Raw genomic sequence first — 13,932 nt, 5'->3', positions numbered from 1 at the left:
TTTTCTCCTAACGTTCAATCTCAATACTGTCCACATGATCATCTTCCATCCGCCGCTTTAATGCTTCGTAAATCTTCACACCGGCAGAACAGCCAATTCGATCGGCACCTGCCCGAACCATGGCTAAAAAGTCATCACTGTTGCGAATGCCGCCGGCTGCCTTAACTTTAACATCATCGCCAACCACAGACTTCATTAACTTGACGTCTTCAACCTTAGCGCCAGATATCCCAAAGCCAGTGGAAGTTTTAATAAAATCAGGCTTAACTTCTTTAGCGATCTCAGCCAGCTTCTTAATTTCATCCTTAGTTAAGTAGCAGTTTTCAAAAATTACTTTGCATGGAATATGATGCTCATGACAAACAGCAACCACTTCAGTCATTTCTCGCTTAATATAATCGTAGTTCTTAGCCTTTAATTCGGTAATGTTAATGACGTAATCAATTTCGTTAGCGCCATTTTTGATTGCATCCCTCGTATCAAAAACTTTTGATTCAATCGTCTGTTGTCCTAAAGGAAAAGCAATCGCAGCACCTGTATCAATATCCGTGCCCTTTAATTGCTTAGCACAGAACTTAGACTGCACTTGGTTAATCGCCACCATCTTGAAGTGATACTTTTTCGCCTCATCACAAAGCTTTTTCATGTCCGCCTGCGTTGCATCCGCATGTAAATTGGTGTGATCAATTAATCTAGCAAAATCATCTAAAGTGTATTTCATAATTTAAGCCTCTTCTATTATGTAATAACATATTGCTTACACAATTGATAATAAAGAATACAATTGCATAAGTCAACATATATGTTATTACATAATAAAAAATACCTAGAAATAATCGTTCTAGGTATTTGATTTAAAAAGTTATTCTATTTAATTCAACATGCTCTTAGCATATGGCAATTCCAATGATGGATCAGCATTCAAAGTCAAATCCGCAAATTGATTATCATTATAAAGATTATATGCAGCAGCACCAATCATCGCAGCGTTATCACCACAAAGATTGATATCTGGTAAAATCACCTTTGGTTGATCTGCCTTAGGTAGTTTAGCAATTTCTGCACTCATGCGATCACGTAAGCCATGGTTAGCAGCAACTCCACCACCCATGATAAAGGTCTTGGGCTTATATTGCTTAATTGCGCGAATTGTTTTATGAGCCAAAACATCAATTACTGCTGCTTGAAAACTTGCAGCCAGATCATACTTATTCAACTTTTCATGAATCTGATCAGCATGATGACAAGTGTTAATAAAAGCTGACTTTAAACCTGAGAATGAGAAGTCATAGTCATCATCTTCCATCATTGCTCGTGGGAAGTTAAAGGTATCCTTGCCTTCATGAGCCCAGGCATCGATAGTTTTACCTGCTGGATAGTTTACCCCAAGAACACGACCAATCTTATCGTATGCTTCGCCAGCAGCATCATCGCGCGTATCACCGATAATTTCAAAATGAACAGGATCCTTAAGTAAAACTATTTCAGTATGTCCACCTGAAACCTGTAATGCAAGAGCTGGATATTCAATCTCATCTTTTAGTTGAGCTGCCATAATGTGCCCCATAATATGATCAACACCAATCAAAGGAATACCCGTTGCCATTGAAGCAGCCTTAGCTGCACTTACACCAATTAAAAGAGCACCAACTAAGCCAGGGCCATAAGTCACAGCAATTGCATCGATATCTTTCCAAGTACAATTAGCTTCAGCCAAAGCTTCTTTAGTAATCTGACTAACCACTTCAATATGATGACGACTAGCAACTTCAGGGACTACACCACCAAAGCGTTGATGACTCTTAATCTGCGTTGCTACGATTAAGCTTTCAATCTCACGCCCATTTTTAATGACAGCAGTGGAAGTTTCATCACAAGAACTCTCATAAGCTAAAATGCGAACATTTTTTTTCACTCAAAACGTAAACTTCTTTCTTTTAATCTGATGTGGTTTTAACCATAAAACCATGTTCATAGCATCGGTATGAGTATCATGGTAATAGTTTTTACGAATGAAGGTACCTTCAAAACCTAAGGAACGATATAGCTTTTGGGCAATCTCATTATCTACTCTTACCTCTAGACTAACGCAATCACTGTCATTTTCACGCGCCCGATCAATAATCAATTGCATTAAGTAACGACCAATATGCATATTTTGAAAAGCCGGCGCTACTGCAATATTAGTAATATGCGTCTCTTCTGGAGTAAAACGCGCACCAATAAATGCAACTAGCATCGATTCATAATACACTACCAAATAAAGACAATTATGCCGCTTCTCTAGTTCTCGCTCAAATGAAAACTTATTCCACGGTGTCCGACCTGAATAAACTTGCTCCTCTAATACAAGCAGGTCAGGAATATTGTCATCTGTAGCTTGCATAATTTGTAGTCTCTTACCGTTTACATTCGCAATAAACGGGGTTAAACTCATATCAATCCGATTTAACTGTTGATGGAAAAATTGATTAAACTTCTTCAACATAATGACTATCTGGCTCGAATGGTTTGCCTGTCTTTTTATGCCAGTCTACTTCAGCCTGAGTTCGACGCAAGTAACTTGGCAATAATTTATCTGGATCAACTGGAACCGCATTTTCAGCTAATTGTCCAATTAGCCCAGCATGGATGACATTCTCTTCTTCAGTTCCATAAACATATGGAATATTCAAAGCTTTAAATTTTTCATCTTGCTTTTCAAGACCTGAGCCCACAAAAACAATTTTCTTAACTTCATGCTTGGCCGCATAATCTTGAATCGCCTTAATTAAAACGTCGATATTGTAATGACCGTCTGGAATGACATTCTCTGGTACAGCACCGCTTAAATAACCGGCCGCAAAATAATTGTCATTTCTTGCATCTAAACCAGTAATTACCAAAGCGTCTTCTTGAACGCCTTTAGCCAAAGCTTGTAAAGTTGAGATTCCTACAACCTCTTTATCTAAAATGCTGGCAAACATCTTAACAGTAGTGATTCCAATTCTTAGTCCAGTATAAGAACCTGGCCCAATAGCAACTGCAAAACGATCAATATCTTTTAAGCTTAAATCATTATCTTTTAAGATTTCATCAATCAAAGGATCAAGATGTTCGCTATGATTACGCTCATCTCGTTCATTTTTCTCAACAATAATTTGTTGACCATCATTCAAGGCCACGCTCAAATGATTAGTAGCTGTCGAAACACTTAAAATTTTCATTTTATACATTTTTCTCTTTTCGCTTTAAATCACTTTTTTATTTTAACACGAGAAACGGCTTGTAAAACAAAGTAGCTGATAACCATTTGAATCCAAGGAACGATCGTCTCCTTAGGTAAACGTTGGATCAAAGCCGCATTGAAATTGATACCATACATAATATGTAGCCATAAGGTATTCATGCCAATATTGACAATTACAGTCACCAGAATAGTAGAAGCAATAATCCGCCAAATTTTAACTGGCTTATTATATAAAAACAGGGCGTAGATAAATGGGCCTGCCATTGCTGTTAAAGTAAAACCAATGAAAAAGCCACCTTGATTGCCAAAAAGTGCAGATGAAATTAAATCACTAATTCCACCGCCAATTGTTCCCCAGAGCGGACCAAAGAGATATCCTAATAGCACACTCCCAATGAAACCCAGTCCCACTTTAACCATTACTGGACCAAAAGAAAACTGACTTAGAATAATTTTCATTGAAACAACAATACCTAAAAAGACTAGTTGCTGTAAATCCGTTCGTAAAATTTTCTTTGTATTCATTTGACCGATTCCTCCCATAATTAAAAACAACTGATAGCGTCATGTTGTTACTATATCACACGCCAACTTAATTCACAGACAGCCTTAACTGTCCCATCTTCTGCTTCAATTGCATGAGACGTAGTCATAATATCATATTGAACCAAGTCCATGCAAGAATTTATACTCTCACCATAATGAACTTCTTTATCAAATTTAATATCAATTGCTGTAACAATATGTTCTTTTAAAAAGTTACGATCCAACATATCAACAAACCAACTGAAATAATGACTATTAGTTACATGATGATTAGTATCTAAGTCATCGTAACGCGCACGGTATGAACGCTTTTGCTCGTATTCGGTTTGCGGACGCAATCTTGGAAAACGTGGCATCTTTTTAAGTAGTGGTGCACCCCAATCTTCCATCATTTTAGTATCGGCTGGCACCATATGCCGCTTCTTCAAGTCGAGCATTACCCACTGGCTTTTTACAGTCACTAATGGCTTACCGTCTTGCGTACTAACGCCAAAATCACGATACTCAAAAAAACGATTATAGCCGCTAGCTTCAGTACTTAGAATAACTTGATCACCCGGTTTAGGCAGGTCTTTAATCTCAAAATGATATTGAGTAACGACCCAGCCTAGACCACGCTTAACCAAGTCATCAGTCCCAGCACCACCTTGACTTAATTGATGCTCAGAAACCTGCATCATCAAATCAACTAGTGCTGGTAACTTTAATCGGCGATTTTCATCACAATCTTTAAATTCAATTTGATATTCTTCGGTATATTTCATAATTAGTCCTGGTGATATTGATCATACAATTCATTCTTAGAAACATGATGCTGCTTGGCTACCTGTTTAATTGCATCTTTCTTGGATTCACCTTTTTCAACCAAGTCATTAACTAAGTCAATTAATTCTGTCCAAGATAGTTGCTTAGGCGCTTCTGTATTAGGTGAAACTAGAATCACAAATTCCCCGCGTGGAGCATTCTCATTGAAGTAATTCGTAACTTCTTCCACACTACCCCGGATAAACTCTTCGTGGATTTTGGTCAGTTCACGTGCAGCTACAATTTGACGATCTTTTGGCAGCACACTAGCCAATGTTTTGAGGTTTTTTGCTAGACGATGCGGGGCTTCATAAAAAATTGATGTTGCTCTATTATCGCGCATCTGTGCAAAATAGGTCTTCTGTTCCGATGATTTTCTTGGTAAAAAGCCATAATAAGTAAATGGCTGATTAAAACCGGAAGCAATCAAAGCAGTTGAAAAAGCATTTGGACCAGGAAGTGGTACAACCGGAATATCATGCTTAATGCATTCTTGTACTAATACATAACCTGGGTCAGAAATCACGGGCATCCCCGCGTCACTAATCTCGGCAATCACAGCACCTTCCTTCATCAACTTGATCAATTCCGGCGCCCGCTCCTTGGAATTATACTTATGAAAAGAGATCATTTTATTATGAACCCCAATTTTTTCCAGTAAAATCCCACTAGTTCTTGTATCTTCTGCGGCTACATAATCTGCATCGGTTAAAACTTTTTTAGCGCGAATAGTAATATCTTCCAAGTTACCAATCGGAGTTGGCACTAAATAAAGCTTTCCTTCATCTTTTGCATAACTGCTTTGACGTTTCATTATCTACCGTCCTTTTTCTTGCCCTTTTTTTCGCCAAAATTGTCCAAAATATCAAGACAAAACATACAATCTGCACTTGGATCACGATGCGAGCCATAGTACATATTGCAAATGTGGTACCCTGAATCATAAATCTTCTTTAATGATTCCAAGCCACTCTGCGTTTTAGTCTCAGGTGCAGGCTGATTTGCCGTTAACTTGTCCAGCTTCTCATGGAGTAATTGGTTTTCTACCTTCAACTCCGTGTTTTCTTTTAATGTTTCTAAAATATCATTTTCCAAGCTGGCAATCGTCTTGGTCATATTTTCTGTTGTTTCTTCAATCTTTTTCAGTTTTGAATATGGATCCAATCTAAACACCTACTTCCATTTTAAGGCGAGATAATCTAACGCATTTTGTAAATTTACGTTACTCAAACGCATTTTGTCTATTTCAATTAAATTCTTAAGCATTGTCGCCGCCATTATTCTTTTAGCAGGATTACGCAAATCTTGCTCGGCCAATAATTTTAACTGAAGCAAGATGTAACCCTGCTCTGACACTAGCTTAGCATCAGCAGCTAGCTTGTGTGCACTGACAAGTGCTAAGCTGTTGTGTTCCAGCATTTCTTGATAAAAATATTTAATTGCCTGATTCCATTTATCAAGATTACCCAGTTCCTCAATCTCTGCTTTTGAAAAACCATTCCCCAGTAAGACTGCAGTCCTATCACTAGCCCTCTCACCATTGTCAAAATTAATGATCTGGGTCCGTGAACGCACCGTTGGTAAAATCTGATCACTATTGTTAGTAATCAAAATCGTAACTACTGGCGCTACTGGTTCTTCTAGTAAGTTTAATAATCCGTTTGCTGCAGCTAAAGTTAACTTTTGTGCTTCATTAATAAAGAAGAAACGGCGAGTACTTTCAACTGGGCTTTTGGCTAATTCTTCTTTTAAGGGACGAATTTGATCAATCCCTAGAGTCTGTTTTCCATCAGGCGCTACTAGCAATACATCTGGGTGGTTACCTGACAAAATTTGCCGACAATTTTGACAGCTGCCATCCGGCTTATTTTCACCAGTACAATTAAACAAACAAGCTAGCCAGTATGCAGTATTCAATGCCCGTGCCTCATCGCTATCAACAAAAAGATAACTATGAGCTAACTTTTTTTGGTCATATGCTCTTTTTAAAAATTGGGTTTGCTTTTTCCCAACATTACTAAGATCAATCATCAGAAGCGTTTAAACTCATCAACTGGAACAACAAAACAAGTTGCACCACCGACTGTCACTTTCAAAGGCTGTGTAATTTCATACCCAGTTGAAACCATATGTGGTGTTGCAATTTCCTCTCTTGCTCGAGACTGTTCCTTAATAATCTTTAATACATCGTCTACTTTATCGTCATCACAACCTACTAAAAAGGTAGTATTTCCTTGACTTAAAAAACCACCTGAAGTTGCTAACTTAGTAGCACGAAAATCATTTTGAACAAAGGCCCGTTGTAAATCATTAGAGTCTTCTTTTTGCACAATTGCAATTACTAACTTCATCTAAATCAATCCTTAAAATAACTCTGGCATTCTTTGCTTTAATGTTGCAATAACTTGAGCAACTACCTGATCAATTGGCTGCGTAGCATCAACAGTTACGAAGCGTTCAGGATACGTCTCTTTTACCTTGAGAAAACCGGCATAAACCTTTTTATGAAAGGCAAGATTCTCTTGTTCCAAACGATCTTCCTGACCCGGACGCAGCTTTTCAATTCGTTTTAACCCTACTTCAGGATCAAGATCTAAGAAAAAAGTAAGATCAGGATCTAATTTATCCGTTGCAAAATCATTAATTTGCTTAACTTCCTGAATTCCTAAATCACGTCCCGCTCCTTGATAAGCTAAAGAACTATCGACATAGCGATCTGAAAATACGACTTTGCCTTCCTTTAAAGCTGGACGAATAATCTCTTCCACATGCTGACTACGTGATGCAGCATATAAAAGCGCTTCGGTCTTATTGTCCATCTTGTCGTTAGCAGGATCTAAAATAATGTCGCGAATTTTTTCTGCAATTTTTGAACCGCCTGGTTCACGCGTCACAAGATATTGTGTCTTAAGCTCTGAACCAATTTGGTTCAATACTTCTTTTAAAACTGTACTTTTCCCGGCGCCATCAGGGCCTTCAAAACTAACAAAATAACCTCTCATAAAATCCTCCATATGTCTATTCTACAGAAGTTTCATAGAGATTAACAGTCCTACTATTTTTTATTTATTCAAAATAAAAAAAGACCAATATTGTAGTGACCCGCATTTTTCGGACACTTTATTGATATTATGCGACTAAGGACTTATTCCGATATTCTATCGGAGTAAGTTCTTTTAGTTTATCCTTAGTTCTTTCCGTATTGTAATAGTCTATATATTTTCTGATAGCTTGCTCTAATTCGTCAAGTGAAGCATATTTCTTCTCCTGACCATAGAACATTTCACGTTTGAGAATGCCAAAGAAGCCCTCCATTAAGCCATCATCTGGAGAACAGCCTTTTCTAGACATGCTTTGTTCAATACCGCGAATAGCTAGTTCATGTTGATAAGCCTTGTGTTGGTATTGCCAGCCTCGATCTGTATGAAAGATTAAACCATTTAGTGCCTGATTAGTTTTAAAAGCATCATCCAACATTGACATCACTTGTTTCAGATTAGGATGACGAGAAATATTATAAGCAACGATATCACGTCCGCAGCCATCAATGATAGGTGATAAATAGAGTTTCTTACCCCTTAGATTGAATTCGGTAATATCGGTATACCATTTCATATTCGGTCTTAAAGCAAAGAATTTGCGTTTAATTAAGTCTGGTTTGATTCTGCCTTTAATATCTCCTTGATAGCTGCTATATGGATGTCTACGCTTCATCACATAACCGTACAAATCCATTTTGCGCATTAAACGATTAACAGTTTTACGATTAATCTGATAGCCTTCACGATGCAAAATATGTGTAATACGACGATAACCTGGGGCAACATAACGATTCTTAATCTCATCATAGATCTCCCGAATGCGCATCATCACATCACTATGATGAACTTGATCCTTATCCTCACGAGTATAAACGTCATAGTAGTTACTGCGCGAGATGTGCGGCAGATCTTCATTAGCGTTAATAATTTCAATGATCTTCTTTACTGCGAGCCCCAGTTCATGCCTCAATTCGGTAACAGCTTGTGCTATTTCTGTTTTGGTTGGCTCTTTCTTTTTTGAACCAAGGCATCCAATTTTTTTATATATGCGTTTTCGACAGTAAGCTTTAAATTCTGGCGACGCAACTTGGCGTTTTCTTGCTTGAGCCGTTCTAATTCGTTTAACTCTTTCTTGCTCATGGATTCGTCGTCCTTTCTTCTTGATAACGACATTATATCCATTTTCTTTGTAAGAGCGAATCCAATTGCTTAACATACCATTACCAGGCAAACCTAGATCAAGTGCTACTGCATTAATCGATTCATTTCCTAAAAGCACTCTTTTTATGGCATGTTCTTTATACTCTTTTGAGTAATGCGTATAAGATTTATCAAGTACTGATAAGCCATGAATTTTAATTAAATTTATTAGATAATTTACCTTTTCTCTTCTGATACCATATTTCTTACTTAAGTACGTTCCACGTTTATTTTCTAAAGTCCATTCTTCAAAAATATGAATTTTATCCTTTTTAGTTAGTTTAGACATAGTAAAACCCTCGAGATTCATGTCCGAATTTCGAGGGTCACTACATATTCGGTCTTTTTCTACTGGGTAATAGCATTAGTAATACCACTAAATCTTGTGCCTCGATGACGAGCTTCATTATACAAAAAAGTATACTTTGCCTTTAAGATTCGATTTTGCACATAATTATCTTCGGATAAATCTAAAGTTGTTTGATCGAGATCTTGCTCTAATGCAATTTGATTTTGTAGCTTTTCAATCTCGGCTACCAACTTTTGATCACCCATTGCTTTGATCTTTGCTTGCTTTTTATTAGCCATTATAATGCCGTTCTTCCTTGCACTGCGCGCTTTAAAGTAATGGAATTAGCATATTCAATGTCACTACCAACTGACAAACCAGCGGCCAATCTAGTTACCTTAATACCAGCTGGCTTAATTAATTTGCTGATATACATCGCAGTTGATTCGCCTTCTGGAGTTGAATTAAGCGCCAAAATCACTTCTTTAACAGCATCATTTTTTTGCAAACGCGTAATTAAAGACTTGATATTGATCTCTTCTGGTCCAATTCCATCCATTGGTGAAAGAACACCATGAAGCACGTGATAAAGTCCGTCATATTCGCCCATTTCCTCAAAAGCCATCAAATCCTTTGGTTGTTCAACTACCATAATAGTTGTTTGATCGCGATTAGGATTAGAGCAAATATCACAGACATCTTTTTCGGTAATATTGCCACAGATCGGACATTGATGAATGTCTTTTTTTACTTGAACTAAAGACTTAGCAAAATCATCGACATCCTGATCAGGCATATCCATCGTATAAAAAGCCAACCGAGTCGCCGTTTTTTCACCGATTCCAGGTAGCTTCATATAAGCATCAATTAAATGAGCAATTGGTAATGGATATTGCAATTACATCAAACCTTTCGTGTATTTACCTAAGCTTGCCTGAGTTGCCTCATCAATTTTGGCCAAGCCCTTGTTAACCACATCAATTACCAAATCTTGTAACATATCTGGGTCGTCTGGATCAATTGCTTCCTTATCAATCTTGATGTCCTTCAACTTGCGGTCACCAGTAAAGGTAGCTACTACTAAATCATCGGCAGACTTACCAGTAAATTCTTGAGCAGTAATGTTTTCCTGCTCTTCTGCCATTTGTGCTTGCAACTTCTTAGCTTGCTTCATCATTTGTTGCATGTTCATGCCGCCCATGCCCATACCACCAAAATTAGGTCTTCTACTCATAATTTTTCTCCTTTATTATTCTATTATACTAATAATCTGCTTATCAAAATTGTCATCTTTCTCTAGTTTAACTTGTTTATCATCAAAATTAAACTCAGCAGTATGCTTATGCGGTATCTTCACCTTATTAGTTACGCCCATTTTCATCCATTCATATTCTGAATCGATGTGCCCTATATCAATCATTTGATTATTAAGCTGAGCTATCAAATCAGCCACAATCACTTTTGCAGTAGGACCTAACATCAGTAAAATCAACCTATTAGCTGCATTTTTAATAATTTCATCTTCAATAACTTTTTTGCGACTATATGCATTAGTTGGCGGACAAATGAGTCTACTAATTGATCTAGCATTAGAAAACAAGTCATGCCTTCGCCTGAGCGACTATATTTACCTTCTACAATTAAAAGATCATGATCCTGCCAAAGCTGTTTCATTTTAGCAAAATAATCTTTAGCGTGACTTTTATCTACTAAATCAATATATGGCCGTGAAAAGAAAGTAGAAACGTATACATTGTATTGCAATTCAACTTCTCTTAACAAGTCATGATTATTCGGGAAGAAACTATTTTGATAAAAATTACGGCAATAATCATTATAGCGATCTAACTTTTCAAAAACATCAGATAATCCTACTAATAAACGGCGATTGCTGCCTTCTAACAGGAGCTCTTTTAGCGAACCAGCTAGAATTATGATCTTCTAGTAAGATCTGTAATGTTGTTTCTTTATTTAAAACTTTAATATTATAATCATTGCTCATAGTACTTTAGTCTTTAATATTGACTGCATCCCCAAAAAGATCCTTTGCCTTATTAATCACTTCTGGATCAACTTCTGGTTCATCTGACTTTTCTTCTTGAATCTCAATCTGTTGCTTTTTCTTAGCAAGTAGCTCATCCTTATGGCTTTCAACAAATTCTTTTCTAACTGCCAGCCAATCGTTATCTGGCACCAAGACAATGCCGTAAGAATGTTTAGCAAACTTTTCAATATAGTCCGTTAAGCGCCCTAACAGATCATTATCTGCGCTCGCATTTTCAAACCATAAAGTATATTTGCATTTCATGACAACTTGTTCAGGACTAGCAGCCACTGGTTCTAATACATCAAGCAGTGCTTTTTCAGAGACAGCTAAAACAGATTGTAAATCAGGCCAGACATTCTTAATTGTCTCTAAATCGTTTCGAGTAGCATTTTCAAGAACATGATATACTTGTTTGCGATTTTCTGCCGTAGTTTTTTTAACTTTTCTAACCGGCTTTTTAGTTTGCTTCTCTTTTGGTTTAACAGCAGGCTTAGGAGCCACTTTAGGTACCGCAGTATCCAAGTGAAATACCTGATTTGTTGATAAACTTGGCTTATTGGATACTTCACTAAGTTTTTGTGTTAAATCAACGACTTGCTTCTTCAACGCTGCTAGTTCAGCCTGCAAATCAGTATTACCTTGTGCAGGTTGAGCTGGTGTTGTCTTAGCTGGGGCAGCGCTTGTCTGCACTGGTGCAGGACTACTTGCTTCTACTAAGAACACTTCCAGTGGTATCTGTTGCTGATTAGTATAGCGTAAATCATTCAAAGCATTATTAGCCAAATTAATCAATCGATAATAACTATCTGTAGAAACGCTCTTTATTTTTTCAATAAAGTCTTTTGTTAAAAAAGTTTCCTGTTTATTTTCATCGGTTTTGACGATTAATAAACTCTTAGTAGTTAGATCGATGATTTCATCTAAAATGTTTTTTGAACTAGCTCCTTTAGCCAACTCATCTTGTGTAAGCTGCAAGGCTTGACCTGCATCCTGATTTAACAAAGCTAAAAGAATTTTTTCAATATTTTCTCGATCTGCAAAGCCTGTAATCTGCAAAGCATCATCATAGTTGACGCTTTCCTTCTCGTAACTCAACAGTTGATCCAAAATGCTAAGAGCATCCCGCATCCCACCATCGGCTACTTGAGCAATGACTGCTAAAGCTTTATATTCATATTTAATATTTTCTTGATCAAGAATGTATTTCATTCTCTTCTCAAGGTCTTCTTTGGAAATTCGCTTAAAATTATAGCGCTGCGTTCTAGAAATAATCGTCGCAGGCACTTTTTGCAATTCAGTCGTTGCTAAAATAAATACTACATGCTCTGGTGGCTCTTCTAATGTCTTCAGCAAAGCATTAAAAGCTCCCATCGACAACATATGAACTTCGTCGATGATATATACCTTGTATTTACCTTCCGTTGGAGCATATTTTACCTTATCGCGAATTTCACGAATTTCATCAACCCCATTATTTGAAGCGGCATCAATTTCCATGATATCTGGCATTGAACCTTGATCAGCTGCAATACAGTTAGCACACTCATTGCATGGTTCACCATCTTGCAAATTAGTACAATTCAATGCCTTAGCAAAAATCTTAGCACAAGATGTTTTACCAGTTCCGCGGGGTCCTGCGAAAAGAAACGCATGGGAAACCTTACCACGTTTAATCGCATTTTTTAAGGTATCGGTAATCGCTTCTTGACCAATCACACTGTCAAAAGTCCGCGGCCGCCACTTACGATATAGCGCTTGATAAGCCATAAATTCTCTTTCCTAAGTAAAAAAGCTCCTAGCTCTCGAAGAGCTAAGAGCTGTTAATATTCTAACAAAAAAGGCACATGCCTGAACAACCTTAGTGCTGCTACCTTCCGGTCCTGACACAATTCAGAGGTCAAACATTGCCCAACAACTATGTTAACGTATTTCAGTAAATATTACCAGCATCTTGTTTTAAAAATTACTGATTTTATACTTCTTTTTGAGCTAATTTAGCTGCTTTTTGTTTCTCACGAATCGCTCTGAAAAAATCTTTTAGCATTTGTGCACATTGATCACGATACAGTCCACGAATTGCATGCGGATGATGATTAAATTTTTCTACGCTAAATAAATCCACAACTGATCCACAAGCTCCGGCTTTTGGATCAAGTGCACCGAAATAAACGTCTTTTATTCTAGAATTAATAATTGCCCCTGCACACATCGGGCATGGTTCCAAAGTCACGAATAAGCTGCAGTCAATTAAGCGCCACATGCCTAACTTACTGCAAGCTTCTTTAATCGCAATCATTTCTGCATGTTGGGTAGCATCTTCATCAAGTTCACGCCTGTTATATCCAGTACCAACTACGCGGCCATCAGGATCAACAACAACTGCCCCTATCGGCACCTCTCCTTGCTTTTCAGCTTCTTTTGCCTGGTCAATGGCTAATTGCATGTATTTCCTTTTATCTTCGCCAGACAGCATTTTATCACTTCTCAATTCATCGTTTTTATTTATTGTATCAAAAAAGCAGCTATTTGCGACTAGCTGCTTACTTTTTACAATGGTTCAATGTTACGATTTCTAAAGTTGTGGTAGAAAAAGATTCCTGACAAGATCAAGTATAATGCAGCAATTCCAGCTGGAGCAGCAGTCTCGTTATCACCGGAAATCATACCTAACATAAACACACCAACAATTACAATCAATACTGCAACAATGTATTTCCAAGCCTTTTTCATAATAATTATCCTCTTCACATACTCTTGATATTTACAAGATTATTAT

The 13,932-nt window shown here is 37.3% G+C and carries 18 protein-coding genes, 1 other RNA gene and 1 pseudogene; all 20 read right to left on the bottom strand.

From position 1 onward, the window contains the following. Positions 1 to 7: 7 nt before the first annotated feature. On the bottom strand, positions 8 to 721 hold the full coding sequence (gene deoC / locus J6L97_RS02085; RefSeq protein WP_023488855.1) for a deoxyribose-phosphate aldolase: 714 nt from the start codon (positions 719 to 721) through the stop codon (positions 8 to 10). A gap of 150 nt (positions 722 to 871) precedes the next feature. After that, a complete protein-coding gene (gene tsaD / locus J6L97_RS02080) occupies positions 872 to 1,915 on the bottom strand; it encodes a tRNA (adenosine(37)-N6)-threonylcarbamoyltransferase complex transferase subunit TsaD (protein WP_057726770.1) in 1,044 nt (347 codons plus the stop codon). Beyond that, entirely contained in the window at positions 1,916 to 2,488 is a 573-nt protein-coding gene (rimI, locus tag J6L97_RS02075; RefSeq protein ID WP_054832852.1) for a ribosomal protein S18-alanine N-acetyltransferase, read from the bottom strand. Next, positions 2,472 to 3,206, bottom strand: coding sequence for a tRNA (adenosine(37)-N6)-threonylcarbamoyltransferase complex dimerization subunit type 1 TsaB (gene tsaB / locus J6L97_RS02070; RefSeq protein ID WP_054832851.1), 735 nt, complete (start codon positions 3,204 to 3,206; stop codon positions 2,472 to 2,474). Before tsaB ends, rimI begins: the two co-directional genes overlap by 17 nt. A 29-nt stretch (positions 3,207 to 3,235) precedes the next feature. Then, the gene (locus tag J6L97_RS02065) at positions 3,236 to 3,754 is read right to left on the bottom strand and encodes a folate family ECF transporter S component (protein WP_057726769.1); all 519 of its coding nucleotides are present in this window, start codon (positions 3,752 to 3,754) and stop codon (positions 3,236 to 3,238) included. Between the two features lie 50 nt (positions 3,755 to 3,804). Further along, complete coding sequence (locus J6L97_RS02060; protein WP_057726768.1) at positions 3,805 to 4,539, bottom strand: acyl-[acyl-carrier-protein] thioesterase; 735 nt, start codon at positions 4,537 to 4,539, stop codon at positions 3,805 to 3,807. A 2-nt stretch (positions 4,540 to 4,541) separates the two neighbouring features. Continuing rightward, a complete protein-coding gene (gene rsmI / locus J6L97_RS02055; protein WP_005720587.1) occupies positions 4,542 to 5,393 on the bottom strand; it encodes a 16S rRNA (cytidine(1402)-2'-O)-methyltransferase in 852 nt (283 codons plus the stop codon). Continuing rightward, on the bottom strand, positions 5,393 to 5,743 hold the full coding sequence (gene yabA / locus J6L97_RS02050; protein WP_005721578.1) for a DNA replication initiation control protein YabA: 351 nt from the start codon (positions 5,741 to 5,743) through the stop codon (positions 5,393 to 5,395). The genes rsmI and yabA overlap by 1 nt, the downstream gene beginning before the upstream one ends. A 9-nt stretch (positions 5,744 to 5,752) precedes the next feature. Beyond that, positions 5,753 to 6,610 (bottom strand): DNA polymerase III subunit delta, encoded by an 858-nt coding sequence (locus J6L97_RS02045; protein WP_057726767.1) that lies wholly within the window; start codon positions 6,608 to 6,610, stop codon positions 5,753 to 5,755. Then, the gene (locus tag J6L97_RS02040; protein WP_005728615.1) at positions 6,610 to 6,930 is read right to left on the bottom strand and encodes a cyclic-di-AMP receptor; all 321 of its coding nucleotides are present in this window, start codon (positions 6,928 to 6,930) and stop codon (positions 6,610 to 6,612) included. The genes J6L97_RS02045 and J6L97_RS02040 overlap by 1 nt, the downstream gene beginning before the upstream one ends. A 12-nt stretch (positions 6,931 to 6,942) precedes the next feature. Then, positions 6,943 to 7,581, bottom strand: coding sequence for a dTMP kinase (tmk, locus tag J6L97_RS02035; protein WP_005728616.1), 639 nt, complete (start codon positions 7,579 to 7,581; stop codon positions 6,943 to 6,945). A 127-nt stretch (positions 7,582 to 7,708) separates the two neighbouring features. Further along, on the bottom strand, positions 7,709 to 9,109 hold the full coding sequence (locus tag J6L97_RS02030; RefSeq protein WP_013436946.1) for an IS3 family transposase: 1,401 nt from the start codon (positions 9,107 to 9,109) through the stop codon (positions 7,709 to 7,711). Positions 9,110 to 9,168: 59 nt separating this feature from the next. Beyond that, positions 9,169 to 9,408, bottom strand: a complete 240-nt coding sequence (locus J6L97_RS02025) for a YaaL family protein (protein ID WP_005720594.1) — start codon at positions 9,406 to 9,408, stop codon at positions 9,169 to 9,171. Continuing rightward, entirely contained in the window at positions 9,408 to 10,007 is a 600-nt protein-coding gene (gene recR, locus J6L97_RS02020) for a recombination mediator RecR (RefSeq protein ID WP_005728617.1), read from the bottom strand. Before recR ends, J6L97_RS02025 begins: the two co-directional genes overlap by 1 nt. After that, positions 10,008 to 10,343: a YbaB/EbfC family nucleoid-associated protein gene (locus tag J6L97_RS02015; protein ID WP_054833019.1), complete on the bottom strand. Its 336-nt coding sequence runs from the start codon at positions 10,341 to 10,343 to the stop codon at positions 10,008 to 10,010. It abuts the gene before it with no gap. Between the two features lie 15 nt (positions 10,344 to 10,358). After that, a pseudogene (locus J6L97_RS11000) lies at positions 10,359 to 11,014 on the bottom strand (GT-D fold domain-containing glycosyltransferase). Between the two features lie 103 nt (positions 11,015 to 11,117). Then, complete coding sequence (gene dnaX, locus J6L97_RS02000) at positions 11,118 to 12,923, bottom strand: DNA polymerase III subunit gamma/tau (protein WP_023488833.1); 1,806 nt, start codon at positions 12,921 to 12,923, stop codon at positions 11,118 to 11,120. A gap of 56 nt (positions 12,924 to 12,979) precedes the next feature. Continuing rightward, positions 12,980 to 13,077: signal recognition particle sRNA small type (ffs, locus tag J6L97_RS01995), an RNA gene on the bottom strand. A 51-nt stretch (positions 13,078 to 13,128) separates the two neighbouring features. Next, positions 13,129 to 13,629 carry a tRNA adenosine(34) deaminase TadA gene (gene tadA / locus J6L97_RS01990; protein ID WP_005728621.1) on the bottom strand — a complete coding sequence of 167 codons (501 nt, stop codon included), beginning with the start codon at positions 13,627 to 13,629 and terminating at the stop codon, positions 13,129 to 13,131. Between the two features lie 74 nt (positions 13,630 to 13,703). Beyond that, positions 13,704 to 13,886, bottom strand: a complete 183-nt coding sequence (locus tag J6L97_RS01985) for a hypothetical protein (protein ID WP_005720449.1) — start codon at positions 13,884 to 13,886, stop codon at positions 13,704 to 13,706. Positions 13,887 to 13,932: the final 46 nt, after the last annotated feature.

Source organism: Lactobacillus crispatus (assembly GCF_018987235.1).
Taxonomy (GTDB): domain Bacteria; phylum Bacillota; class Bacilli; order Lactobacillales; family Lactobacillaceae; genus Lactobacillus; species Lactobacillus crispatus.
The sequence above is the reverse complement of the archived record's forward strand: the minus strand, read 5'-3'. Positions and strand labels throughout refer to the sequence as shown.